This window comes from Xanthomonas hawaiiensis, assembly GCF_031834635.1.
In the GTDB taxonomy this organism is placed as follows: Bacteria; Pseudomonadota; Gammaproteobacteria; order Xanthomonadales; family Xanthomonadaceae; genus Xanthomonas_A; species Xanthomonas_A sacchari.
The window spans coordinates 3,665,521-3,690,076 of the sequence record NZ_CP115873.1 but is presented as its reverse complement, the minus strand read 5'-3'; the positions used below and the strand labels follow the sequence as shown (position 1 = coordinate 3,690,076).

The window sequence follows — 24,556 nt, the reverse complement described above, 5'->3', positions numbered from 1 at the left end:
GCTGTTGCGATTCCCCATTCCCGATTCCCCAATTCCGGCGGCGGCCGTCAGGCCGCCGCCGCAAACACCGGCCGCGTCAGGTTTTCGGGTGCGTCCTCGGTGCACACCACTTCGTCCTCGATGCGGATGCCGCCGTAGGGCTTGAACCGTTCCACCCGCGCCCAGTCGACGCTATCGCCATGACCTGCCTGCTTGAGTTCGTCGAGCAGCATGTCGATGAAGTACAGGCCCGGTTCGATCGTCACCACCATGCCCGGTTCCAGGGTGCGGGTCATGCGCAGGTAGGGGTGGCCGTCGGGGCGCTCGATGCGGCCGCCGCGGTCGCTGGCGGCGAAGCCGGCGACGTCGTGCACCTGCAGGCCGATCGGATGGCCCAGGCCGTGCGGGAAGAACGCGGCGCTGACGCCGGTGGCGACCGCGGCTTCCGGCGACACCTTCAGCACCCCGGCATCCCGGAGCACGCCCATCAGCGCCAGGTGCGCATCCAGGTGCAGTTGCCGGTAGTCGACGCCGCCGCGCACGTGCTGGCCCATGCGCTGCTGCGCGGCATCCACCGCGTCGATCAGCGCCTGGAAGTCGCTGTCGCGATCGGCGGCGTAGGTACGGGTGATGTCGCTGGCGTAGCCGTGCGCGGAGGCGCCGGCGTCGATCAGGAAGCTGCGCAGCGGCGTCGGCGCCTGTCGCTGCAGTTCGGTGTAGTGCAGCACGGCGCCGTGTTCGTTCAAGGCCACGATGTTGCCGTACGGCAGCTCGTTCGCGTCCTGGCCGACCGCGGCGCAGTAGGCCATGTGGATCTCGAATTCGCTGCGGCCGTCGCGGAACGCGGCCTCGGCGGCGCGATGGCCGCGCACTGCCAGTTGCTGCGCCTGGCGCATCAGCGCCAGTTCGTAGGGCGTCTTGTAGGCGCGGTGGTACTCCAGGTAGTGCAGCACGGCCGCCGGGTTGTTCGGCACGTAGGCGCCCAGCGCGCTCTGCGGCTCGCCGAGGATCGCGCTGCGTGCGGCATCCGGCAGCAGCGCCAGCGCCTCGTCCGGGGTGCGGATCAGATGAATGTCGCAGTGTTCCACCCACCAGCCGCTGGGCGCGTCCGGCACCACGTGCCAGTAGTCGCGCGGCTGGTGGAAGATCACCTGCGGGCGGCGCCCGGGCGTGTACACCAGCCAGCTGTTCGGCACCCGCGTCAGCGGCAGCCAGGCCTTGAACTGCGGGTTCACCGCGAACGGATAGTCGCGATCGTCGAACACCTGGTAATGCAGGGTGCCGCTGGGGACCACCAGGTGGTCGAAGCCGCCGCGCGCCAAAGCCTCGTCGGCGCGTCGGGTCAGCGTGCGCAGGTGGTCGGGATACAGGGCGCTTGGATCGTGCTGGGGCATGGCGGCGGCTCGTTCGGCGATGCGGAAACAGGGGCGCCAAGTGTGCCGGAAACGGTGCAGGCGTGCGGACGTGCGTGGACGGCGTGCGCATGGCGTGGATTGGCGACGCTGCGCCGGCGACGCGTGGCGTTGTCGATCCGCCGGATCTTCCTTGAGTCGAAGCGCGAACAGACTCGGATGGCCGTCGTAGGAGCGGCTTCAGCCGCGACCGAGGCGCGTCGGGAAGGCCGGTCGCGGCTGAAGCCGCTCCTGCGAGATTGGCGGCCCTAGCCGCCGGGGGCCGAGTTGATCCACTGCCGCAGCAGGTCGCGATGCGCGGGGGAAATGGTCAGGAAGCGGAAGCCGGCCCAGGCCTGGCCCGGTGCGTGCGAGGGTTCGCTCCACAACAGGTGCGCGCCGACATCGATCTGCGCCTCGCGGTCGCCCTGCGGCATCGCGAAGCGCAGTTGGTACAGCGCGTCCTCAAGCAGTGGCGCCGAGGCCAGCAGCAGCATGCCGTGTTCGGAGACGTTGCCGAGGCGGCCGACCACGGCGTCTTCCATCAGGTCCAGCACCGGCACCATGTCCGGGACCTGGCGGCGCGGCGAACGGCGGGCGTCGCTGCTCATGCACCCTCCATGGCGTCGTCGGCGGCGGGGACGCCGGCCAGGGTGCGCAGCGCGCGGACCGCGGCCTGCCAGGCGCGGTCGATCAGGCGTGCACGGTCTTCGCTGACGATGCGGGCCTGGCCTTGCGCCAGCAGCCGCGCCAATCCGTCGAGCGTGTGTTCGGCGGTCTTCTGTCCGCGCTGGTTGACGAACAGCGCACGCTCGGTGATCGGGCTGTACCAGGACAGGCGTTGCCGTTTCAGGTCGCCCTGCTGGTTGACCACGAATTCGAACCAGGTGCCGAACGGCAGCGTGCGCAGTCGCGCATACGCGGCCTGTTCGGCCTCGTTGCGCGGCGGCAGCGAGGGCCGCTCACCGTCCTCGCCCTGCTCGCCGAGGCGGGTGCGCGCCTTCAGCCGCACGCTGAGCTCGGTGCGCGAGGTGGTGGCGTCGGTGCCGCCGGGCGTGGACAGGCGGCGAGCGATGGCCTCGGCTTCCTGCTGGTGGTAGCCCACCTGCAGCAACGCCTGGCCTACGCGCTCGGCCAGGCCGGCATCGGAGACGCCTTCGCTGCGGCAGGTGACCTCGGCGATGCGCTCGGCCAGGCCGATGCGTTCGCGCCAGGTCTCCGAATCCTCGCCCTGGCGCAGCAAGGTCAGCACCAGCACGTCGGACCAGGCCTGCTGCAACAGGGTCTGCACGAAACCGGGCGGTTGCCGGGCATTGCACAGCGCCTCGAGGGTGGCGGTCGCGGTCTGCTTGGCCAGTTCCAGCCGTTCCTTGCCGCGCGCGGCCTCCACGTGCCGGCGCTCGGCGATCTCGGCCTTGTGCGCCAGGCTGCGCTGCTGCGCCTGGATCTCCTGGTGGGCCTGCTCGAAGACGGTCTCGTCGCCTTCGTACTCCTCGACCACGCGGTCCACCGCCTGGTTGAGCTTGAGCAGCAGCGTCGGATCGCTGTCCTCTTCGCCCAGCCAGGTCGCGCCCGATTCGGCGACGGCGTTGAGCAGTTCCCGCGCCGGGTGGCGGCTGCGCGCGAAGAACGCCGGGTCCTGCAACGCGGCGCGCACCAACGGCACCTGCAGGCGTTCCAGCAGCGCCGCGGCCGGCGCGTCGGGGCGTACCTCGCGCTCGATCTCGCCGTACAGCAGGCCGAGCAGGTCGAAGGTGTCGGCCTGTTGCGCGGCCAGGGTCGCCTGCGCGCCGTGGGTGGCGCGCAGCGCCTGCAGCAGGGCGGTCTGCACGTCGCGCAGGTGGCGGCGTCCGCGCAGCCCGCCCAGGGTGCTGTGCGCCGGCGGTTGCGCCTGCAGTTCGCCCAGCGCCTGCAGCAGGCTGGCGGTCGGAACCGGGATCGCACCGGTGGCGCTCGCCGGCCGCGCCGGGAGCGTGGCGGCACCGGCGGTCGCGGGCGCCGCCGCGGCGGGTGTGGTCTTGGCGCGCGCCGCAGTCAGCAACTGGCGCAGGGTGGCCAGGTCGGGGCCGCCCACGGCCGGGTCCGCGGCGGCGGCCGCCGCGCCCGCTGGCGGCAGCGGGGCCGTGGCGGCAGGCCCCGGCGGCATGCCCATGGAGGGTGCGGCCTGGACGGGGGCAGCGCCGCCGCGTGGGGGGCTGTCGGCAGGCGCCGGCGCGGTGCCCGCGGCCATGCGCGCGGTGCGGCGCACGCCCGGCTCCACGTTGGTGCTGCGTGCCACGTAGGGCAGGTAGATCAGGCCCGGTAGGACTCCGGCGTGGGTCAGCAGCACATTGGCCCGTTCCACGATCTCGCCATAGCGCGCCAGCGCCTGGCGCTCGAAGGCGCGGTACAGCGACAACTGCGTGTCCAGCCCCAGGCCCAGCGTTTCGCCGGCAGCGCGCAGCAGCCGGCACAGCGCGTGCGGCCCCAGCGGCAACTGCTCGATCTCGAAGGCGGGCCGCGCCGCCAGCACGCCGAAGCGCTGGCCGAGCAACTGCAGCGGAATGTTGCAGCGGGTCGCCTCGCGGCGGGCGATCTCGTGCAGCACGATGTCGCGGTCGATATCCACGTCGGCGACCAGGGTCAGCATCTGCGCCGCCGCGACCGGCCTGGCTGTGTGCGGCGTGGCAGCCGCAGCGGCTGGGCTGCGGATGCCGGCCAACCCGGCTTCCAGTTGCGCCTGGTAGTGCGGCGCGAAGCGCCCGCGCTGCGCGCGCAGGCGTTGCGCTTCCTGGAACAGGTCCTGCTGCACCTGGCCGTTGCGGGCGCGCCCGGCCTGCTCGAGCAGATCCTGCTCGAGTTCGTCCAGGGTCGCCTGCAGCGGCATGTCCAGGGCCTGCCACAGCAGGCTGTTCAGGGCCTGCAGGATGTCGCGCACGCGCGCCGGCAGGGCGGCGCTGGCAAGCGTCGCCGTCGGGGCCTGGAGGGTCGCAGACACGGGCATCCTGTGATCGCCGTTGTACTTTTCTGCGCGGTATGTAGCACGATCCGCCGCCGCAACCAAGGCGGACGACGCGGCTCAGGGCAGAAACAGGGCGATGACGTCGTTGGTGAAACGCCGTCCCAGCTCGGTCGGGACCGCGTGCCCGGCGTCCACCCGCAGCCAGTCGCGGGCCTGCGCGGTGGCCAGGGCCGGGGCGATCGCCTGCAGCGGCAGACCGGTGCGGGCGCTGAAGTCGCGCAGCGCGAAGCCGTCGTTGAGGCGCAGCGCGTTGAGCATGTACTCGAACGGTCGCCGCTCCGGCGCGATCCACTCGTCGCCGCCGATCGCCGCCGGTGTCCCCGCCGCGTCCAGGAACGCCTGCGGATGCTTGTGCTTCCAGCGTCGCAGGATGTTCTGCTCGGCGCCGGAGCTGATCTTGCCGTGGGCGCCGGCACCGATGCCGAGATAGTCGCCGAAGGTCCAGTAGTTGAGGTTGTGCGCGCAGCGGTAGCCGGCGCGGGCGTAGGCGCTGACCTCGTACTGCGCGTAGCCGGCCTCGGCCAGCAGCGCCTGGCAGCGCTCCTGCATGTCCCAGGCGTCGTCGTCCTCGGGAATGCCCTGCGGCGGCCGCGCGGCGAACACGGTGTTCGGCTCCAGGGTGAGCTGGTAGTGGCTGAGGTGGGTCGGCTGCAGCGCCAGCGCCTGCGCGATGTCGCGCTCGGCCTCGGCCAGGGTCTGCTGCGGCAGCGCGTACATCAGGTCCAGGTTGACATTGGCGTAGCCGGCGTCCTGCGCCAGTTTCACCGCGCGCTCGGCCTCGGCGCCGTCGTGGATGCGGCCGAGCCGCTGCAGCGCCGCGTCGTCGAAGCTCTGGATGCCGAAGCTCAGGCGATTCACCCCGGCCGCCAGGTAGCGGTCGAAGCGGCCGTGCTCGGCGGTGCCGGGATTGGTCTCCAGGGTGATCTCCAGGCCCGGCGCGAAGCGCAGCCGGGCGCTGGCCGCCTGCAGGAAGCGGTCGATCGACTCGGGCGGGAACAGGCTGGGCGTGCCGCCGCCGAAGAACACGCTGTTGACCACGCGGCCCCAGACCAGCGGCAGATCCTGGTCCAGGTCGCGGATCAGCGCATCCACATAGGCATCGAACGGCAGCGCGCCCTTGGCCGCGTGCGAGTTGAAGTCGCAGTACGGGCATTTGCGCACGCACCAGGGCAGATGCACGTAGAGCGACAGCGGCGGCGGGACCAGCGAGGGGCTGCCGGCGTGCGCGGACGGGTCCGGGCAGGCAGCGCCGGGCGGATGCTGGCAATGGTCGTGGGGATGCGGCATGGCGGCGGGCAAGCGGAGTGCGGTCGGCGAGTGGGGCGGGGCGGATCAGGGGCCGCAGGCGCGGTGCAACGCCGTCTGCGCGCACCGCCAGGCCTTCACGGCCCGGCGCCTGGGTGCGACGCGTTCACCCGTCCTGCTGCGTCGCCAGCAGCTCGGCCAGGCGCTGCTTGAGCTGCTGTAGGGCGAGGGCGCGGTGGCTGATGCGGTTCTTCAGCGCCAGCGGTATCTCGGCCGCGGTCTGGCCGTGGTCCGGATCCAGGAACACCGGGTCGTAGCCATGTCCGCCGGTGCCGGCGCGTGCCTGCGCGATGCGGCCGCGCCAGCGCCCTTCCACCAGCAGCGGCTGCGGATCCTCGGCATGCCGCAGCAGCACCAGCACGCAGTAGAAGTGCGCGCCGCGCTGCGCGTCGGGCACGTCGCGCAGGGCGTCCAGCAGCTTGTCGATATTGGCCTGCGCATTGCCGTGCTCGCCGGCGTAGCGCGCCGAATACAGGCCCGGCGCGCCGTGCAGCGCGTCCACGCAGATGCCAGAGTCGTCGGCCAGCGCCGGCAGGCCGGTGACGCGCGCGGCGTGGCGCGCCTTGAGCAGCGCGTTCTCGACGAAGGTCAGGCCGGTTTCGTCGGCATCGCTGACGCCGAGCGTGGATTGCGCGATCAGCTCGACCCCGACGTCGTCGAGCAGGGCATGCAGTTCTTCGAGTTTGCCGGCGTTGCTGCTGGCCAGGACCAATTTCATGCGGTGGGCTCCAGCAGATCCCAGGTGTTGCCGTACAGATCGCGGAACACCGCGACCGTGGCGTAGGGTTCGTGACGCGGGGCTTCCAGGAACTCCACGCCGGCGGCGAGCATCGCCGCATGGTCGCGCTGGAAGTCGTCGGTGTGCAGGAAGAAGCCGACCCGGCCGCCGGTCTGGTCGCCGATGCGGCTGCGCTGCGCGTCGTTGCCGGCGCGCGCCAGCAGCAGCGCCGCGCCGCGCGCATCGCCAGGTCCGACCACGACCCAGCGCTTGTGGCCCTGATCCACGTCTTCCAGCAACTGGAAGCCCAATTTGCCGGTGTACCAGGCGATGGCCTCGTCGTAGTCGGCCACCACCAGGGTGACCAGGGCCAGGCGCCGCTTCATTGCGCCAGGGCCGCGCGCTGCGCCGCCAGCAACTCGCCGATGCCGCGCTCGGCCAGACCGAGCAGCGCGTCCAGTTCGTCGCGGCGGAAGGCGTGGCCCTCGGCGGTGCCCTGCAACTCGATGAAGCCGCCGCCGTCGTTCATCACCACGTTCATGTCGGTATCGCAGTCGCTGTCCTCGGCGTAGTCCAGGTCCAGCACCGGGGTGCCGCGGTACACGCCCACCGAGACCGCCGCGACCGCGCCCAGCACCACCGGCTTCTTCAGGTCGCCGCGCTTCTGCAGCCAGTTCACCGCGTCCACCAGCGCCACGTAGGCGCCGGTGATGGCGGCGGTGCGGGTGCCGCCGTCGGCCTGCAGCACGTCGCAGTCCAGGGTGATGGTGCGTTCGCCCAGCGCGGTGCGGTCGACGCAGGCGCGCAGCGCGCGGCCGATCAGGCGCTGGATCTCCAGCGTGCGTCCGCCCTGCTTGCCGCGTGCGGCCTCGCGATCTGAGCGCGAATGGGTGGCGCGCGGCAGCATGCCGTATTCGGCGGTCACCCAGCCTTCGCCCTTGCCGCGCAAAAAGCCCGGCACGCGGTTCTCGACGCTGGCGTTGCACAGCACGCGGGTGTCGCCGAAGCTGACCAGAACCGAGCCTTCGGCATGGCGGGTGAAGGCGCGTTCGATGCGGACCGGGCGCAACTGATCGGCCGTGCGGCCGCTGGGACGGGAGAAGGACATGCAGGGGTTCCGGGAAGGGCGGGGCGTGCGCGGCATGTGACCGCGTTCGGCAAGGCAGGAAAGGGCGCTAGGTTAACATCCGCCCCTTGCCCGCACTGGAACACCGCATGATCCGCAGCATGACCGCCTACGCCGGCGCCGAGCGCATCACTCCCTGGGGCACGCTGGGGTGCGAGCTGCGTTCGGTCAACCACCGTTTCCTGGAGGTGGGCGTGCGCCTGCCAGAGGAACTGCGCGCGCTGGAGCCGCAACTGCGCGAACGCGTGGCCGCGCGGATCAGTCGCGGCAAGCTCGACCTGATGCTGCGCCTGCGCGCGCCGGATGCGGCGCAGACGCTGGCGGTGAACGAGGTGCTGGTCGAACAGTTGGGCGTGCTCGCGCAGCGGCTGGGGGTGCGCTTCCCGCAGATGCAGGTGCAGTTCGTCGACCTGCTGCAGCTGCCGGGCGTGCTACAGGGGCAGACCGCCGATCCGGCGGCGCTGCAGGCGCAGGCGCTGGAACTGCTGGACGAGGTGCTGGCCGAGTTCGTCGCCGCGCGCGAGCGCGAGGGCGGCAAGCTGGCTGCGGCCATCGTCGAGCGCGTCGATGCGGTGGAACGCATCGCCAGCGAGGTACGCACCCTGATCCCGGCCATCCGCGACGGCCAGCGCGCCAAGCTGGCGGCGCGCCTGGCCGACCTGCCGCATCCGGTCGACCCCGGCCGCGCCGAGCAGGAACTGGTGCTGTGGCTGCAGAAGCTCGATGTGGACGAGGAGCTGGACCGGCTCGGCAGTCACATCAAGGAACTGCGCCGCGTCCTGCGCCAGCCGGAACCCGCCGGCCGGCGCCTGGACTTCCTGCTGCAGGAGTTCAATCGCGAGGCCAACACCCTGGGCTCGAAGTCGGTGGACAGCCGCACCTCCAACGCCGCGGTGGAACTGAAGGTGCTGATCGACCAGATCCGCGAGCAGGTGCAGAACCTGGAGTAGCCGGGAATGGTCAATCGGGAATGGGGAATCGTCAAAGCGGGTACGATTCACCTCCAGCCCGGCTCGGCGCTGTTCCCATTCCCCATTCCCGACTCCCCATTCCCAAGAACATGCGTGGCACTCTCTACATCGTGGCGGCCCCCTCCGGCGCCGGCAAGAGCAGCATCGTCAACGCCACCCTGGCGCGCGATGCGCAGATCGCGCTGTCGATCTCGTTCACTTCGCGCGCGCCGCGCCCGGGCGAACGCCATGCCGAGCACTACCATTTCGTCTCCGCCGACGAGTTCCAGCGGATGATCGATGCCGGCGACTTCTTCGAGTACGCCCGCGTGCACGGCGACTGGAAGGGCACCGCGCGGCAGTCGGTGGAGCCGCAGCTGGCCGCCGGCCACGACGTGCTGCTGGAGATCGACTGGCAGGGCGCGCGCCAGGTGCGGGCCAAGGTGCCGGACGCGGTCAGCGTGTTCATCCTGCCGCCCTCGCGCGAGGCCCTGGAGCAGCGCATGCGCAAGCGCGGCCAGGACAGCGAGGCGGTGATCGCGCAGCGGCTGGCCGCCGCGCGCGAGGAGATGTCGCACTACGCCGATTTCGACTACGTGATCGTCAACGAGCACTTCGACACCGCGGTGGACGAGATGTGCGCGATCTTCGTCGCCAGCCGCCTGCGCCGGCCGCAGCAGCAGCAGCGTCATGCCGCGCTGATCGCCACCCTCCTGCAGGAACAGCCAACTGGCTGATTCCAAAGGGAACTGAATGGGGTGGGGTTGATCTTGGGCGGCTGCCGCCCTACAATCCCCGCCCTTTCCCTCATTCGAACGCGTGGCCGCTGCCGGCCCGCCGGGAGCCCGCATGGCCCGCATCACCGTAGAAGATTGCCTGGAAGTCGTTAACAACCGTTTCGAACTGGTCATGATGGCGTCCAAGCGCGCCCGCCAGCTCGCCAACGGCGTGCAGGCCACCCTCGACAACACCGAGTCGGCCGACAAGCCGACCGTGCTGGCGCTGCGCGAGATCGCCGCGCGCAAGATCGACAACGCGCTGATCGACGAGGTCGAGAAGGCCGAGCGCGAGCGCGCCGAGCGCGAGGCCCTGGAATGGGCCGCGGCCGAAGTGGTGGCCGACGAGGACATGTCCAAGAACGACGACTGATCGCGTCCCGCGTCGCGATCGTCCTGCGAACAGCCCGCATCCGCGGGCTGTTTCGTTTTGCGGGTTTGCCGTCCACGCGCCGCTGGCATAGTCTTTCCGCATGAACCCAGGCCCTTCTGCCCAGGTCGCCCACGCCGCGCCGTCGTCGGCCGACGAGGCGGTCCCCGACTACGTCCTGCAGCTCGAACGCAGCGCCAGCTATCTGCCTCCCGAGCAGATCCCGCTGCTGCGCCGGGCGTGGGAGGTCGGCGCGGCCGCGCATGCGGGGCAGACCCGCAAGTCCGGCGAGCCCTACATCACCCATCCGGTGGCGGTGGCCGGGGTGCTGGCCGAGCTCGGCCTGGACGTGGAGGCGCTGATCGCGGCGATCCTGCACGACACCATCGAAGACACCCCGCTGACCCGCGCCGAACTGGCTGCCGAGTTCGGCGAGGCGGTGGCGGAACTGGTCGACGGCGTCACCAAGCTGGACAAGCTCAAGTTCCGCGACCGCCAGGAAGCGGCCGCCGAGAGCTTCCGTAAGATGCTGCTGGCGATGTCGCGCGACCTGCGCGTGATCATGATCAAGCTCGCCGACCGCCTGCACAACATGCGCACGCTGGGCGCGCAGAGCGCCGAGGCGCGCAGCCGCATCGCCCGCGAGACCCTGGAGATCTACGCGCCGATCGCCCAGCGGCTGGGCATGAGCCTGATGAAGTCCGAGCTGCAGAACCTCGGCTTCCGCGCGCTGCATCCGTGGCGCCACGCGATCATCGAAAAGCACATCCGCAGCCAGCCGGTGGTGCGCCGCGAATCGATGGCGCAGGTGGAGGTGCAGTTGTCGCAGCGTCTGGCCAAGGAAGGGTTGGAGCACCGGCTGGTGAGCCGGATCAAGACGCCGTGGAGCATCTACAACAAGATGCGCGACGAGAACAAATCCTTCGACCAGGTGATGGACGTGTTCGGCTTCCGCCTGGTGGTGCGTGGCGTGCCGGATTGCTACCACGCGCTGGGCGCGGTGCACGCCACCTTCAAGCCGCTGGATGCGCGCTTCCGCGACTTCATCGCCATTCCCAAGGCCAACGGCTACCAGTCGCTGCACACGGTGCTGTTCGGGCCCTACGGTTCGCCGATCGAGGTGCAGATCCGCACCGAGGAAATGGACCTGATCGCTGAGCGCGGCGTCGCCGCGCACTGGACCTACAAGTTCGGCGGCGACTCGCCCAACAGCGCGCAGAGCCGCGCGCATGCGTGGATCGTCGAACTGATCGAATCGCAGCGCGCCGCCGGCTCGTCGCTGGAGTTTCTGGACAACGTCAAGGTCGACCTGTTCCCGGACGAGGTCTACCTGTTCACGCCCAAGGGCAAGATCCTGGCGTTGCCGCGCAACTCCACCGCGCTGGACTTCGCCTATGCGGTGCACACCGACGTCGGCAACCGCGCGGTGGCCTCGCGCGTGGACAAGAAGCTGGTGCCGCTGCGCACCAAGCTGGTCAGCGGACAGACGGTGGAAGTGATCACCGCGCGCTCGGCCACGCCCAAGCCGCAGTGGCTGGAGTTCGTGGTCAGCAGCAAGGCGCGCACCGCGATCCGCCATCAGCTCAAGCAACTCGAGCACGAGGACGCGGTGCAACTCGGCCACCGCATGCTCGACCGCGCGCTGGAGGCGATGGACAGCTCGCTGGAACGGCTGCCCAAGGGGCGCCTGGATTCCTTCCTCAGCGAGCACCGCTACCCGCGCCTGGAAGCGCTGCTGGCCGACGTGGCGCTGGGCAACTGGATGCCCAACCAGGCGGCGCAGGCGCTCATGGCGTACGCCGAACTGCGCGGCGGCGGCCATTCCAAGCACTCGCAGGAAAAGATCCTGATCAACGGCACCGAGCGCGGCGTGGTCAGCTTCGCCAATTGCTGCCAGCCGATTCCCGGCGACGAGATCATGGGCTACCACACCGCCGGCAAGGGCATCGTGGTGCATCGGCTGGACTGTCCGAACCTGGCCGAACTGCGCAAGTCGCCCGAGCGCTGGGTGCCGATCGGCTGGGATACCAGCGTCATCGGCGACTACGACACCGCGCTGGTGGTGGACGTGGAGAATCGGACCGGCGTGCTGGCGCAACTGGCCGCGGCGATCGCGCAGAGCCAGTCCAACATCGAGCGCGTCGACTACCTGGACCGCGACTTCAACGCCGCGGTGCTGCGCTTCAACATCCAGGTCCGCGACCGCAACCACCTGGCCGAGGTGATGCGCCGGCTGCGGCGCTTGAATGCGGTGCAGAGCGTGCGGCGCCAGTAGGCGGGATTGGGGATTGGGGATTCGGAGTGGGTCTGGTCCTGGCGTCGTAGGAGCGGCTTCAGCCGCGACGCCTTGCCGATGAAGCGTCGCGGCTGAAGCCGCTCCTACGAAAATCGTCTGAAAGCGAGCGCGGCGCTATGTCCCGACGGCACGCTGTTCCCGAATCCCGAATCCCGAATCCCGAATCCCCAATCCCCAATCCCCAATCCCCAATCCCCAATCCCCAACCGCGCGCGCCAGTTAAACTAGGCGGACATTCTTCCAACGGAGTCGCCATGTCCCGCCAGATCATCCATACCGACCGTGCACCGGCCGCGATCGGCCCGTATTCGCAGGCCGTGCGCGCCGGCAACACCGTGTACTTCTCCGGGCAGATCCCGCTGGATCCGGCCACCGGCGAGATTGTCGCCGGCGACATCGCCGCGCAGGCGCGCCGCGCCTTCGACAACCTGCAGGCGGTGGCCGAGGCGGCCGGCGGCTCGCTGGACCGCATCGTGCGCCTGGGGCTGTACCTCACCGACCTGGCGCAGTTCGCGCAGGTCAACACGGTGATGCAGGATTACTTCCAGGCGCCGTTCCCCGCGCGTTCCACCATCGAAGTCTCGGCGCTGCCCAAGGGCGCGGGCTTCGAAGTGGACGCGGTGATGGTGCTGGACTGATTCTCCGCCGTGCCGCGCGTGCAGGTTCCGGCGCCGGCGCTGTCGGCGGCAGGCGAGGTGTCGCTGACCACGCTGCCCGGCGTCGGTCCCAAGCTGGCGGAGAAATTCGCCGCGCGCGGCCTGTCCACCCTGCAGGACCTATGGCTGCACCTGCCGCTGCGCTATGAGGACCGCACCCGTCTGACCACGGTGGCAGCGCTGCAACCAGGCGTGCCCGCGCAGGTCGAGGGGCGGGTGCAGGCGGTGGACCGCGGCTTCCGCTACCGGCCGATGCTGCGCGTGGCGGTCGCCGACGATTCGCGCGGCACCCTGGTGCTGCGCTTCTTCCAGTTCCGCGCCGCGCAGGCGGCGCAGTTCGCGGTCGGCGCGCGCTTGCGCGCCTTCGGCACGCCCAAGCCGGGCCAGCACGGGCTGGAGTTGGTGCATCCCAGCTATCAGATCCTCGGCGAGGACGACGACGCGGCGCTGGGCGATCGTCTGGACCCGGTCTACCCGGCAGTGGAGGGCGTCGGCCCGGCGACCGTGCGTCGGCTGATCGGCCAGGCGCTGGACCGGCTGCCGGAGGAGGCGGCGCTGGAATTGCTGCCGGCGTCGCTGCTGAGTGAACTCGGGCTGCCGTCGCTGCGCAGCGCGCTGCTGGTCGCGCACCGGCCGCCGCCGCAGGCCGATCTGGCCGCGCTCGCCGCCGGTCTGCATCCGGCCCAGCAGCGCCTGGCGCTGGAGGAACTGCTCGCGCATCACCTGAGTCTGCGGCGCCAGCGCATCGCCATGCAGTGCCAGCCGGCGCCGTCGCTGCGCGGCCGCGGGCTGCTGGCCAAGCGCCTGCAGCAATCGCTGCCGTTCCAACTGACCGGCGCGCAGCAACGCGTGTTCGCGCAGATCCGCGCCGACCTGGAGCGCCCGGCGCCGATGCTGCGGCTGGTGCAGGGCGATGTCGGCAGCGGCAAGACCGTGGTCGCCGCGCTGGCGGCGATGCTGGCGGTGGACAAGCGCAAGCAGGCGGCGCTGGCGGCGCCCACCGAACTGCTCGCCGAACAGCATCTGGCCAACCTGCGCGGGTGGCTGGAGCCGCTGGGCGTGCGCGTGGCCTGGCTGGCCGGCAAGGTCACCGGCAAGGCGCGCAGCGCGACCCTGGCGCAGATCGCCTCCGGCGAGGCGCAGGTGGTGGTGGGCACGCACGCGCTGATGCAGGAGGCGGTGCGCTTCCACGACCTGGCCCTGGCCATCGTCGACGAGCAGCACCGCTTCGGCGTGCACCAGCGTCTGGCGCTGCGCGACAAGGGCGCGTCCGGCGCGGGCGTGCCGCACCAACTGGTGATGACCGCCACGCCGATCCCGCGCACCCTGGCGATGGCCGCGTATGCCGACCTCGACGTTTCCTCGATCGACGAACTGCCGCCGGGGCGCACCCCGGTGCAGACCATCGTGCTCAACGCCGATCGCCGTCCGGAACTGGTGCAGCGCATCCGCGTGGCCTGCGCCGAAGGCCGCCAGGCCTACTGGGTCTGCACGCTGATCGAAGAGGCCGAGGACGGCGAGAAGTCCGCGCAGGCCGGTGCCGGCAACCGACTCGAGGCCAGCGCCGCGCAGGCCACCTTCGAGGCGCTGTCGGCGCAGTTGCCGGAGCTGCGCGTGGGCCTGGTGCACGGGCGCATGAAGCCGGCCGAGAAGCAGGCGGCGATGCGCGCGTTCAAGCAGGGCGAGATCGACCTGCTGGTTGCCACCACCGTCATCGAGGTCGGCGTGGACGTGCCCAATGCCTCGCTGATGATCATCGAGAACGCCGAGCGCCTGGGTCTGGCGCAGTTGCACCAGTTGCGCGGCCGGGTCGGGCGCGGTGCGGCGGCGTCGAGCTGCGTGCTCATGTACCAAGCGCCGCTGTCGGCGATGGCACGGCAGCGCCTGGAAACCATGCGCCAGACCAACGACGGCTTCGTCATCGCCGAGAAGGATCTGGAACTGCGCGGCCCCGGCGAACTGCTCGGTACCCGGCAGACCGGTCTTGCCGCGTTCCGCGTGGCCGACCTGGCCCGCGACGCCGGCCTGCTGCCGCGCGTGCACGCCCTGGCCGACCGGCTGCTGGAGGAGGCGCCGGTCCTGGCCGACCGCATCGTCGCGCGCTGGGTCGGTGGGGCGGTGCGGTTCGCCGGGGCGTGAGGAGGCCGGGATTCGGGATGGGCAGTGGGGATTCGCAAAGGCAACACCGCCGCGGCTTCCTCGTAGGAGCGGCTTCAGCCGCGACCGGGCTTTCCCGGTAATGCCCGGTCGCGGCTGAAGCCGCTCCTACGACGGACAGTGGTGGCGTCGCTTCTCACGAATCCCCGCTTTCAACAGCCGAATGGCTGGTCATCCCGACTCCCCGATCCCCGCGCCTTCCCATGCCTGCCCGGCAGTGCCAGACTCGGCGGCCGAATGGACGAGCGAAACGACGCATGAGCGACAAGATTCCCCTGTTGATCGATACCGACCCCGGCGTGGACGATGCGCTGGCGCTGTTGATGGCATTCGCCGATCCGCGTCACGAGGTGGTCGGGCTGACCATCGCCGCCGGCAATGTCGGGCTGCGCCACACCGTGCGCAATGCGCTGAAGCTGTGCGAAGTGGCCGGGCGCGAGGATGTGCCGGTGTTCGCCGGCTGCGCCGATCCGCTGCTGCATCCGTCGGTGGATGCCGGGCACGTGCATGGCCAGGATGGTTTCGGCGACGTCGACCTGCCGCCGGCCGCGCGTGGCGCCGAGGCCGAGCATGCCGCGCTGGCGATCCTGCGCCTGTCGCACCAGTACGCCGGGCGCCTGCTGCTGGTCGCGCTGGGGCCGCTGACCAACATCGCGCTGGCGCTGAAGCTGGACCCGACCCTGCCGCAGCGCGTCGGCCGCTTCCTGGTGATGGGCGGGGCGATCACCTGCCACGGCAACATCACCCCGGCCGCCGAATTCAACATCGCCTTCGATCCGGAAGCCGCGCACATCGTGTTCAAGGCGTTCCCGCACATCGAAGTGGCCGACTGGGAGGCGACCGTGGCGCATGGCCTGCCGCACCGCGAGGTCGAGCAGTGGCTGGCGGCGGATGCGCCCAAGGCGCGCTTCTACGAACTGATCTCGCGCAAGACCCGGCTGTGGTCGGAGGACGCGCGCGGCGAGCACTGGTATGCCGCGGACGCGTTGGCGATGGCCTGGGCGCTGCAGCCCGACGGCGCCGAGGAGGTGCAGTCGCGCCCGATGCAGATCGAACTGTCCGGGGTGCACACCCGCGGCGCCACCCTGGTCGACTGGAACCGCCAGCTGGGCCTGCCGGACAACGCGACCATGCTCATCCGCTACGACCACGCCCGCTTCCTGGGCCTGGCCCGCACGGCGGTCGGCGCCGGCTGAGCCTGTCGATCCCGCCCGCATTCGGGCGGGATCTGCCGGGGAAGGGTCCCCGAGCGATGTCACCGCAGCTGTCGATACGTAAACGTTGCGTGGAGGGCGGTAGGGCTGTTATAGTTTCCCTCTTGTCCAGCAGCCACCTACGGTGCGAGCCCATGAAGGCCGACATCCATCCCCAGTACCGCGACGTCGTGTTCCACGATGTCACCTCCGATTTCAAGATCCTGACCCGTTCGACCATGTCCTCGAAAGAGACGGTCAAGTGGGAGGACGGCGAAGAGTATCCGCTGATCAAGGTCGAAATTTCCTCGGCTTCGCATCCGTTCTACACGGGCAAGCACAAGGTCATCGACACCAGCGGCCGCATCGACAAGTTCCAGAAGCGCTACGCGCGCTGATCGGAACCGTCGGACGGATGTGAAGCGACGGCCGCCTGCGCGGCCGTTTTGCTATCCGCTGCATCTTCTTTTCCCGGCGTGGACGCGCCGGTGTCATCCTTCCGTGAAAGTGCGGCGAGGATGCAACGCTGTGTCGCTTTCCTGCCGCCATCGTGCAGCATGAGGGGTGAGCGACGACGCAAATGCTGCTGTGCGATAATGGCGAGATCCGTGGCGATTGCCGTGGACTTCCTTCACGCGTCTGTTCGCAACGTAATCGGACAGGCGCCTTCCATCGAGGAGCGCACACTGTGTCCGATCTTGATCAGGTCACGTTGAACGCCGGCGACACGTCGGTCGTTCTTCCGGTACTCAAGCCCACCCTGGGCAACGATTGCGTCGACATTTCCAAGTTGACCAAGGAGACCGGTCTCTTCACCTACGACTCGGGCTTCACCGCGACCGCCAGCTGCAAGTCGGCGATCACCTACATCGACGGCGACAACGGCGTGCTGCTGTACCGCGGCTACCCGATCGAGCAACTGGCAGAGAAGTCCAACTTCCTCGAAGTGGCCTACCTGCTGATGAACGGCGAGCTGCCCACCGCCGACGAATTCAAGAAGTTCGACCACGAAGTGACGCATCACACGATGATGCACGAGTCGCTGAAGAACTTCCTCGGCGGCTTCCGCCACGATGCGCACCCGATGGCGATGATGGCCGGTACCGTGGCCTCGCTGTCGGCGTTCTACCACGACACCCTCGACCTCAACGATCCGGAGCAGCGCCGCCTGGCCGCGATCCGCCTGATCGCCAAGGTGCCGACCATCGCCGCCGCCGCCTACCGCTACTCCATCGGCTGGCCGATCCGCTATCCGCGCAACAACCTCGGCTACGTCGAGCGCTTCCTGCACATGATGTTCGAGGTGCCGAGCGAGCAGCTGCAAATGAACCCGGTCGTGGCCAAGGCCCTGGACCTGCTGTTCATCCTGCACGCCGATCACGAGCAGAACGCCTCCACCTCGACCGTGCGCCTGGTCGGTTCCACCGGCGCCAATCCGTACGCCTCGGTCGCCGCCGGCATCACCGCGCTGTGGGGTCCGGCGCACGGCGGCGCCAACGAAGCCGTGCTGAAGATGCTGGAAGAGATCGGCACCGCCGACAACGTCGAGAGCGCCGTGGCCAAGGCCAAGGACAAGAACTCGAGCTTCCGCCTGATGGGCTTCGGCCACCGCGTGTACAAGAACTTCGACCCGCGCGCGAAGATCATCCGCGAGATGACCCACAAGGTGCTGGGCGAGCTGGGCGTCAACGACCCGCTGCTGGAAGTGGCCCTGAAGCTGGAAGAGGCCGCGCTGAAGGACGACTACTTCGTGCAGCGCAAGCTGTACCCGAACGTCGACTTCTACTCGGGCATCATCTACAAGGCGCTGAACATTCCGGTGGAGATGTTCACCGTGATGTTCGCCATCGCCCGTACCGCCGGCTGGGTCTCGCACTGGCTGGAGCAGCAGGTCGACCCGGAAATGAAGATCGGCCGTCCGCGCCAGATCTACACCGGCTACGACAAGCGCGACTACACCAGCGCCGACAAGCGCTGATCGATCGCCTCATCGCGGCCAGGAACGCCCCGCCTCGCGGGGCGTTTTTGTTTGCGCGGTCCAAGCGGGGAAGGGCGGCTGCCATCCGCCTCGCCCGCGCGTACGCGCGGACGGCGCCATGGCGCGGCGCCCGCCGCAGCCAATACGCGGCGCGCTGCCGCGCTCAGCCGTACTGGTAGTCGGCGATGTCCTGCTCGGTCAGCAGTTGTCGCAGTTGCGGCATCGAAGCGCGTCGCATCGGCTTCTCGTCCACCTGCGACAGCGGTGCCTGGCGCAGCGCGTCGTAGGGCAGCACGGTCAGGTCGAAGGTCAGCTCCTCGGCGGTGAACAGCCACACCGGGAAGTCCTCGCTGCGCTCGCGGTCCAGGCGCAGGCGGCGGCTGCGCAGTTCGGCCGGGATGCGGTGCTCTTCGAGGAAGCGCGCCACCGCCTCGGCATCGTCGCTGTGCAGATGCAGTTGCACCGGGCTGTTGGCGTCGGCGGTGCCGTCGTGCACCGGCCCGGCCAGGCGCGGCGCGAACGCGTGCAGGAAGTCCATCGCGCGCAGCGCCGCCTCGCGCCGCCGGCGCAGTTCGCCGGCATGGTCGGGGCCGGCGAACAGCCGCTGGTATTCGCGCAGGGCGTCCTCGATCTCGCTGTTGCGCGGCAACGAGGCGTCGTCGTGTATGCCGAGCCGGTCGGCGGCCTTGAGCTTGGCCTGGTGGAAGTCGCGGATGCCGCCTTCGGCCATCAGCCGGGCGGCTTCGTGCGCCAGTCGGCGGCGGCGTTCGTGCGTGCGGGTCCGGGCATGTTGCCGAGCGTGGTGCATGGAGCGCCTCCCCTCAAAGCCTGCCCCGACTGTACCGCAGCCTTGCGAAATTCGGGTGTAGCCGGCGCCGCTGCCTGGGGCGGCGTCCGCCGGGCGAGGCGCGCCCGGCGTGAACTGACCCCGGCGAGCGCCGGGGCGGGGGAGCGCGACGCGATCAGAAGATGTCGAAGGCCGCGTCGTCGGTCTTCTGGTCCTGCAGGCTCTCGTCGAACTGCTGGATGCGGTCCATGTCCTCGGTCTTGACCCACTCGGTGGCGCCGTTGAGGCTGACCTGGACCATGCCGCCGGGCGGGTCGTTGCGGGCGATCGGCTGGTCCTTCAGCGCGACCCGCATGTAGTCGATCCAGATCGGCAGCGCCGCCTTGCCGCCGTACTCGCGGTAGCCCAGCGAACGGTAGTCGTCGCGGCCGACCCAGACGGTGGTCACGTACGGGCCGCCGAAGCCGGAGAACCAGGCGTCGCGGTGGTCGTTGGTGGAGCCGGTCTTGCCACCGATGTCCTCGCGGCCGAGCACCTTGGCCGGGGTGCCGGTGCCGCGCTGGACCACGTCGCGCATCATCGACACCAACTGGTAGGCGGTGCGCTCGTCGATGGCGCGCGGCGCCACCTTGGCCTCGGGGTCGGCGGGCTTCTCCGCTGCAGCCGCCGTGGCCGCGGTCTCTGCCGGCTTGGCGGCCGGTGGTGGCATGGCCGCGCCGAAGTTGAAGCCGTCCACCACCTGGCTGACCGGCGCGGCGTTGCCGCCGACGCTGCCGCAGCTGCGGCAGGCGGTCAGCGGATGCTCCTGGAACAGCACCTTACCGTCGCGGTCGGTGACCTTGTCGATGATCCAGGTGTTGACCAGCGAGCCGCCGTTGGCGAACACGGTATAGCCGCGCGCCACGGACAACGGAGTCAGCGAGGCGGTGCCCAGCGACATCGACAGGTTCGGCGGCAGCTCGGCTTCCTGGAAGCCGAACTGGCTGATGTACTTGCGCGCGAAGTCCACGCCGATGGCGTCCAGCAGGCGCACCGAGACCAGGTTGCGCGACTGCACCAGCGCCTCGCGCAGGCGCATCGGGCCGCGGAAGCCGCCGCCGTCGTTCTGCGGCGACCAGGTCTTGCCGCGGCGGTCGCGGAACACCACCGGTGCGTCGAGCACGATCGAAGCCGGGTTGAAGCCCTTTTCGAACGAGGCTGCGTACAGGAACGGCTTGAAGCTGGAGCCGGGCTGGCGGCGCGCCTGGGTGGCGCGGTTGAACTTGTTGCCGGCGTAGCTGAAGCCGCCGACCATGGCGCGCAGCGCGCCGTTGTTGGCGTCCAGCGAGACCAGGGCGGCCTGGCCGCGCGGGATCTGGGTGATCTCCCACTCGCCCGGCTTGTCGCCGGCCTGGATGCGCACCAGGTCGCCACGTTTGAGCAGGGTGGCCGGGCTGCGCCCGGTCCAGCGGCTGGCGGCCACCGGCAGCACCAGTTCGGTCTTGTTGGCGAGCACCACGGTGGCGCTGCCGTCGCTGCCGGTGCTGGCGACGATGCTTGGCAGCATCCCGCCCTGCACGTAGACGCCGCTCAGGTGGCTGGCCAGCGCCGCCGCATCGGCGGTGGCCGGCACGTCGAAATGCTTCTCCACCCCGTGCCAGCCGTGTCGGCGATCGTAGACGACCAGGCCCTCGCGTACCGCATGGTTGGCCGCGGTCTGCAGGGTCGAATCGATGCTGGTGTAGACGTGGTAGCCCTTGTCCAGCACGTCGCCGCCGAAGCGCGCGATCATCTCCTGGCGCACCAGTTCGGCCACGTACGGCGCTTCGACCTCGACCGGGCGCTCATGCGGCGCGGCGTGCATCGGCACCGCCTTGGCCGCCTCGGCCTCGGCCGGGGTGATGAAGCCCAGGGCGGCCATGCGGCTGAGCACATAATTGTCGCGGCGCTGCTTGGCGCGCTCGGGGTTGCTGATCGGGTTGCCGCTGGAGGGGAACTTGGGGATGCCGGCCAGCGAGGCCATCTCGTCCAGGCTCAGCTCGTTGAGCTTCTTGCCGTAGTAGTACTCGGCGGCGGCGGCGATGCCGTAGGCGCGGTTGCCGAAGAAGCTCTTGTTCAGATACAGCTCGAAGATCTCGTCCTTGGTCAGCTCGGCCTCGATCTTGCGCGCCAGCAGGATCTCCGCCAGCTTGCGCGTGTAGCTGTATTCCGAGCTCAGGAAGAACTGGCGGGCGACCTGCTGGGTGATGGTGGAGCCGCCCGGCACGCGCTTGTCGTTGGTGGTGGCCAGCAGCCACACCGCGCGGGCGATGCCCTTGTAGTCGACCCCGCCGTGCTCGTAGAAGCGGGCGTCCTCGGTGGCCAGGAAGGCCTGCTTCAGCCGCTCCGGGACGTCCTTCATGGTGATGGGGTAGCGTCGGGTCTCGCCGAACAGCGCCATCAGCTTGCCGTCGCTGGAATAGACGTACATGGGCTCCTGCAGTTCGACCTTGCGCAGGGTCTGCACGTCCGGGAGCTTGGAGGAGACGACGTAGTACAGCCCGCCTGCCACGGCGGCGCCGACCAGGCCGAGGAGGACGAACAAGACCAGCGCCCAGCGCAGCCAACGACGAAAACGGGGCATCGCGAGAGATTCCGATTGCAGATTTCTTGGGCGCAGAGTATAGAGTACGCCGGGGAACGGCTGGGGCCGATTCCGGGGATGCGACGGGTTTGCTGCCGCAGGTCATGCCGTGACACGGATCGCGACATGCAACCGGGCGGTTGCCAATTGCAAAAAATTTGTTATTAATGCGCTGGCGCAACATTGGCGTCCAAGTGCCCGCCGGCAGGGGAAAATCCGTGGGGCTTATCCCAAAGAGTCAGCAGCCGCTGATCGGCATCGACATCAGCTCGACCGCGGTCAAGCTGCTGCAGCTTTCGCGTAACGGCAACCGGTTCCGCGTCGAGCACTACGCCGTCGAACCCTTGCCGCCCAACGCCGTGGTCGAGAAGAACATCGTCGAGGTCGAGGCGGTGGGCGAGGCGATCCGCCGCGCCGTGACCCGCTCCGGCACTCGCGCCAAGCATGCCGCGGCCGCCGTGGCCGGCTCGGCGGTGATCACCAAGGTGATCCCGATGCCGGCCGAACTGGACGAGAACGAGCTGGAAGCCCAGGTCGAGCTGGAGGCGGTGAACTACATCCCGTACCCGATCGACGAAGTGAACCTGGATTTCGAGGTGCTGGGCGTCATCCCCAACAACCCCGAGATGGTGCAGGTGCTACTGGCGGCCTCGCGTTCGGAGAACGTGGAGCTGCGCCAGTCGGCCCTGGAACTGGGCGGTCTGGTGGCCAAGGTGATGGACGTGGAGGCCTTCGCGGTCGAGAACGCCTTCGCGCTGGTGGCCAGCGAGCTGCCGGTGGCCGCCGACGGCATCGTCGCCCTGGTCGACATCGGCGCCACCATGACCACCCTCAATGTCCTGCGCGGCGGGCGCAGCCTGTACAGCCGCGAACAGGTGTTCGGCGGCAAGCAGCTGACCGACGAAGTGATGCGCCGCTACGGCCTGACCTACGAGGAAGCCGGCATGGCCAAGCGCCAGGGCGGGTTGCCGGAGAGCTACGAGGTCGAGGTGCTGGAGCCGTTCAAGGAAGCCACGGTGCAGCAGATCAGCCGCCTGCTGCAGTTCTTTTATGCGGGCAGCGAATTCAACCGGGTCGACCACATCGTCCTGGCGGGTGGCTGTGCCGCCCTGGCCGGGTTGCCGGAGATGGTGGAGGAGCAACTGGGCGTGGCCACGGTGGTCGCCAACCCGTTGGCGCAGATGACCCTGGGGCCGAAGGTGCAGGCGCATGCGCTGGCCCAGGACGCGCCGGCGCTGATGATCGCCACCGGCCTGGCGCTGAGGAGCTTCGACTGATGGCGAAGATCAATCTGCTGCCCTGGCGGGCGGAACGGCGCAAGCAGCGCGAACGCGAGTTCTACTCGATGCTTGGCCTGGCCGCATTCGCCGGGGCGCTGCTGGCGGGGCTGATCTGGTTCTACTACGACCTGCAGATCAGCGGCCAGAACGAGCGCAACGCGTATCTGCAGACCGAGATCGAGAAGGTCCAGGCGCAGAACAAGGAAATCGACACCCTCGACGAGAAGAAGCGCCGCTTGCTGGCGCGCAAGCAGGTCATCGAGGAACTGCAGGCCAAGCGCTCGCAGATGGTGCATCTGTTCGACTCGCTGGTGCGGACCATTCCCGACGGCGTGGTGCTGACCTCGGTCAAGCAGGAGGGCGACATGCTGACCCTGGAAGGCCGCTCGCAGTCCAATGCGCGGGTGAGTACCTACATGCGCAACCTCGAAGGTTCGGGCTGGATGACCAACCCGGAACTGACGGTGATCGAGGCCAAGGCGCAGGAGAAGGAAGCCAAGGGTCCGATCGTCGACACCAAGGCGCTGCCGTACGTGTTCACGCTGCGGGTCAAGCTGCCGGTGCCCGGCGAGAGCACCGATCCGGCGGCCGACGCGACGGCACCCGGCGGTGTGGCGACGCCTGCGGCGCCGGGCGCAGCACCTGCGGACGGCGCGCCAGGCACGCCGGCGCAGGCACCGGCGGCCCCCGCACCTGCCACGGGTAGCGCTGCCGCACCGGCGCCGGCTACCGCGCCGGCACCCGCCGCCACGCCAGCGAAACAGGGACCGGCGTCATGAGCAAGAAATTCAACATCAAAGAGCTGGATTTCAACAACATCGGCAATTGGCCGCAGCAGGCCAAGATCGTGTTCTGCGTATTGGTGACCCTTTTCATCCTGATTCTGTCCTGGTTCCTGCTGATCAGCAGCAAGAGCGACGAGTTGCAGACGCTGGAGCAGAAGGAGACCGAGCTGCGCGCCTCCTTCGAGAAGGAGCAGAGCCGGGCGGTGAACCTGCAGCCGCTGAAGCAGCAACTGGTGCAGATGGAGCAGGTGCTGCAGCAGATGCTGCGGCAGCTGCCCAGCAAGACCGAGATGCCCGACCTGATCATCGACATCTCGCAGACCGCGTTGTCCAGCGGCCTGACCAACGAGCTGTTCCAGCCGGGTCCGGAGTCGCCGAAGGAGTTCTACGCGGAGAAGCCGATCGCCCTGCGCATGGTCGGCAGCTACCACCAGTTCGGCGCCTTCGTCAGCGGCGTGGCCTCGCTGCCGCGGGTGGTGATCCTGACCATGCACGACATCAACCTGAAACCGCGCGACAAGAGCAACGGCATCACCGCGCGCGGCGAGCTGGAACTGTCCGGCACGGTCAAGACCTATCGCTACCTGGACGACAAGGAAATGGCCGACCAGGAACAGGCCGCGGCGGCCGCGAAGAAGGCCGGCAAGCAAGGCGGTGGCGCATGAGCCGGCAGCAGCGGATGGTCAGGATTCTCGTCGCAGGTGCGCTGGCGTTGGTGCTTGGCGCGTGTGGTCGCACCATCACCAGCACCCCGGGCGATGCGCCGAACCTGGAGAACTGGGTGAAGGAAGTGCGCGCGCGACCGGCGCAGCCGCTGGAGCCGTTGCCGGTGATGCAGCAGTTCGAGACGTTCGAATACGCGGCGCAGGGCCTGCGCGATCCGTTCAGCGATGCCTGGGCCAACCCCGACGGCAGCAGCGGTCTGCGCCCGGATCCGAACCGTCGCAAGGAGCCGCTGGAACAGTTTCCGCTGGACAGCCTCAACATGGTCGGCACGCTGGGCAGCGGCGCGGGCCAGGTCGCGCTGGTGATGGCGCCGGACAAGGTGACCTACCGCGTGCGTCCGGGCGTGTACATGGGGCAGAGCGATGGCCGCGTGACCGGGGTGCACGAGGATCGCATCGATTTGATTGAACTGGTGCCGGATGGCGCCGGCGGCTGGCTGGAACGTCCCGCCTCCGTCGCGCTGGACGATCAATGATTGAT

22 protein-coding genes are annotated in these 24,556 nt (G+C 69.4%); 13 read left to right on the top strand and 9 right to left on the bottom strand.

Translation table 11 applies throughout. The features are described from left to right. Positions 1-47: 47 nt before the first annotated feature. The 7 genes from pepQ to rph all read right to left on the bottom strand — a co-directional run bounded on the left by pepQ (position 48) and on the right by rph (position 7,502). Positions 48-1,373, bottom strand: a complete 1,326-nt coding sequence (gene pepQ, locus PG878_RS15725; RefSeq protein WP_209030897.1) for a Xaa-Pro dipeptidase — start codon at positions 1,371-1,373, stop codon at positions 48-50. A 266-nt stretch (positions 1,374-1,639) separates the two neighbouring features. Beyond that, complete coding sequence (locus PG878_RS15720) at positions 1,640-1,981, bottom strand: PilZ domain-containing protein (RefSeq protein ID WP_209030898.1); 342 nt, start codon at positions 1,979-1,981, stop codon at positions 1,640-1,642. After that, the gene (locus tag PG878_RS15715; RefSeq protein ID WP_209030899.1) at positions 1,978-4,353 is read right to left on the bottom strand and encodes a DUF1631 domain-containing protein; all 2,376 of its coding nucleotides are present in this window, start codon (positions 4,351-4,353) and stop codon (positions 1,978-1,980) included. Before PG878_RS15715 ends, PG878_RS15720 begins: the two co-directional genes overlap by 4 nt. 75 nt (positions 4,354-4,428) lie before the next feature. After that, the gene (hemW, locus tag PG878_RS15710) at positions 4,429-5,658 is read right to left on the bottom strand and encodes a radical SAM family heme chaperone HemW (RefSeq protein ID WP_209030900.1); all 1,230 of its coding nucleotides are present in this window, start codon (positions 5,656-5,658) and stop codon (positions 4,429-4,431) included. Positions 5,659-5,782: 124 nt separating this feature from the next. After that, positions 5,783-6,394: an RdgB/HAM1 family non-canonical purine NTP pyrophosphatase gene (rdgB, locus tag PG878_RS15705; RefSeq protein WP_209030901.1), complete on the bottom strand. Its 612-nt coding sequence runs from the start codon at positions 6,392-6,394 to the stop codon at positions 5,783-5,785. Further along, the gene (locus PG878_RS15700; protein ID WP_209030902.1) at positions 6,391-6,780 is read right to left on the bottom strand and encodes a VOC family protein; all 390 of its coding nucleotides are present in this window, start codon (positions 6,778-6,780) and stop codon (positions 6,391-6,393) included. The genes rdgB and PG878_RS15700 overlap by 4 nt, the downstream gene beginning before the upstream one ends. Beyond that, positions 6,777-7,502: a ribonuclease PH gene (rph, locus tag PG878_RS15695; RefSeq protein ID WP_048491803.1), complete on the bottom strand. Its 726-nt coding sequence runs from the start codon at positions 7,500-7,502 to the stop codon at positions 6,777-6,779. Before rph ends, PG878_RS15700 begins: the two co-directional genes overlap by 4 nt. A gap of 107 nt (positions 7,503-7,609) precedes the next feature. Here rph and PG878_RS15690 point away from each other — a divergent pair, with 107 nt between their 5' ends. The 9 genes from PG878_RS15690 to PG878_RS15650 all read left to right on the top strand — a co-directional run bounded on the left by PG878_RS15690 (position 7,610) and on the right by PG878_RS15650 (position 17,896). Next, the gene (locus PG878_RS15690; RefSeq protein ID WP_209030903.1) at positions 7,610-8,470 is read left to right on the top strand and encodes a YicC/YloC family endoribonuclease; all 861 of its coding nucleotides are present in this window, start codon (positions 7,610-7,612) and stop codon (positions 8,468-8,470) included. Between the two features lie 110 nt (positions 8,471-8,580). Beyond that, a complete protein-coding gene (gene gmk, locus PG878_RS15685; RefSeq protein WP_209030904.1) occupies positions 8,581-9,207 on the top strand; it encodes a guanylate kinase in 627 nt (208 codons plus the stop codon). A 112-nt stretch (positions 9,208-9,319) separates the two neighbouring features. Next, positions 9,320-9,619 (top strand): DNA-directed RNA polymerase subunit omega, encoded by a 300-nt coding sequence (gene rpoZ / locus PG878_RS15680; protein ID WP_010343101.1) that lies wholly within the window; start codon positions 9,320-9,322, stop codon positions 9,617-9,619. Positions 9,620-9,719: 100 nt separating this feature from the next. Continuing rightward, positions 9,720-11,891, top strand: coding sequence for a RelA/SpoT family protein (locus PG878_RS15675; RefSeq protein ID WP_017909851.1), 2,172 nt, complete (start codon positions 9,720-9,722; stop codon positions 11,889-11,891). A 275-nt stretch (positions 11,892-12,166) separates the two neighbouring features. Beyond that, positions 12,167-12,550 carry a RidA family protein gene (locus PG878_RS15670; protein WP_209030906.1) on the top strand — a complete coding sequence of 128 codons (384 nt, stop codon included), beginning with the start codon at positions 12,167-12,169 and terminating at the stop codon, positions 12,548-12,550. A 9-nt stretch (positions 12,551-12,559) separates the two neighbouring features. Then, complete coding sequence (recG, locus tag PG878_RS15665) at positions 12,560-14,707, top strand: ATP-dependent DNA helicase RecG (protein WP_209030908.1); 2,148 nt, start codon at positions 12,560-12,562, stop codon at positions 14,705-14,707. A gap of 275 nt (positions 14,708-14,982) precedes the next feature. Next, positions 14,983-15,921, top strand: coding sequence for a nucleoside hydrolase (locus PG878_RS15660; RefSeq protein ID WP_209030910.1), 939 nt, complete (start codon positions 14,983-14,985; stop codon positions 15,919-15,921). Positions 15,922-16,073: 152 nt separating this feature from the next. Next, positions 16,074-16,316 (top strand): type B 50S ribosomal protein L31, encoded by a 243-nt coding sequence (locus PG878_RS15655; protein WP_010341537.1) that lies wholly within the window; start codon positions 16,074-16,076, stop codon positions 16,314-16,316. Positions 16,317-16,606: 290 nt separating this feature from the next. Continuing rightward, positions 16,607-17,896, top strand: coding sequence for a citrate synthase (locus PG878_RS15650; RefSeq protein ID WP_209030911.1), 1,290 nt, complete (start codon positions 16,607-16,609; stop codon positions 17,894-17,896). Positions 17,897-18,059: 163 nt separating this feature from the next. Here PG878_RS15650 and PG878_RS15645 read toward each other — a convergent pair whose 3' ends face one another. Both PG878_RS15645 and PG878_RS15640 read right to left on the bottom strand, forming a co-directional pair. Further along, positions 18,060-18,704: a hypothetical protein gene (locus tag PG878_RS15645; RefSeq protein WP_010341535.1), complete on the bottom strand. Its 645-nt coding sequence runs from the start codon at positions 18,702-18,704 to the stop codon at positions 18,060-18,062. Positions 18,705-18,858: 154 nt separating this feature from the next. Continuing rightward, on the bottom strand, positions 18,859-21,285 hold the full coding sequence (locus PG878_RS15640; protein WP_209030912.1) for a penicillin-binding protein 1A: 2,427 nt from the start codon (positions 21,283-21,285) through the stop codon (positions 18,859-18,861). A 218-nt stretch (positions 21,286-21,503) separates the two neighbouring features. Here PG878_RS15640 and PG878_RS15635 point away from each other — a divergent pair, with 218 nt between their 5' ends. From PG878_RS15635 to PG878_RS15620, 4 genes are read left to right on the top strand one after another with little or no spacing between them, the layout of a single operon-like run. Further along, positions 21,504-22,562, top strand: a complete 1,059-nt coding sequence (locus tag PG878_RS15635) for a pilus assembly protein PilM (RefSeq protein WP_010341533.1) — start codon at positions 21,504-21,506, stop codon at positions 22,560-22,562. Further along, positions 22,562-23,344, top strand: a complete 783-nt coding sequence (locus PG878_RS15630) for a PilN domain-containing protein (protein WP_209030913.1) — start codon at positions 22,562-22,564, stop codon at positions 23,342-23,344. The genes PG878_RS15635 and PG878_RS15630 overlap by 1 nt, the downstream gene beginning before the upstream one ends. After that, the gene (locus PG878_RS15625; protein WP_209030914.1) at positions 23,341-24,015 is read left to right on the top strand and encodes a type IV pilus inner membrane component PilO; all 675 of its coding nucleotides are present in this window, start codon (positions 23,341-23,343) and stop codon (positions 24,013-24,015) included. Before PG878_RS15630 ends, PG878_RS15625 begins: the two co-directional genes overlap by 4 nt. A 14-nt stretch (positions 24,016-24,029) precedes the next feature. Further along, positions 24,030-24,551, top strand: a complete 522-nt coding sequence (locus PG878_RS15620; protein WP_017914106.1) for a pilus assembly protein PilP — start codon at positions 24,030-24,032, stop codon at positions 24,549-24,551. Positions 24,552-24,556 lie beyond the last annotated feature (5 nt).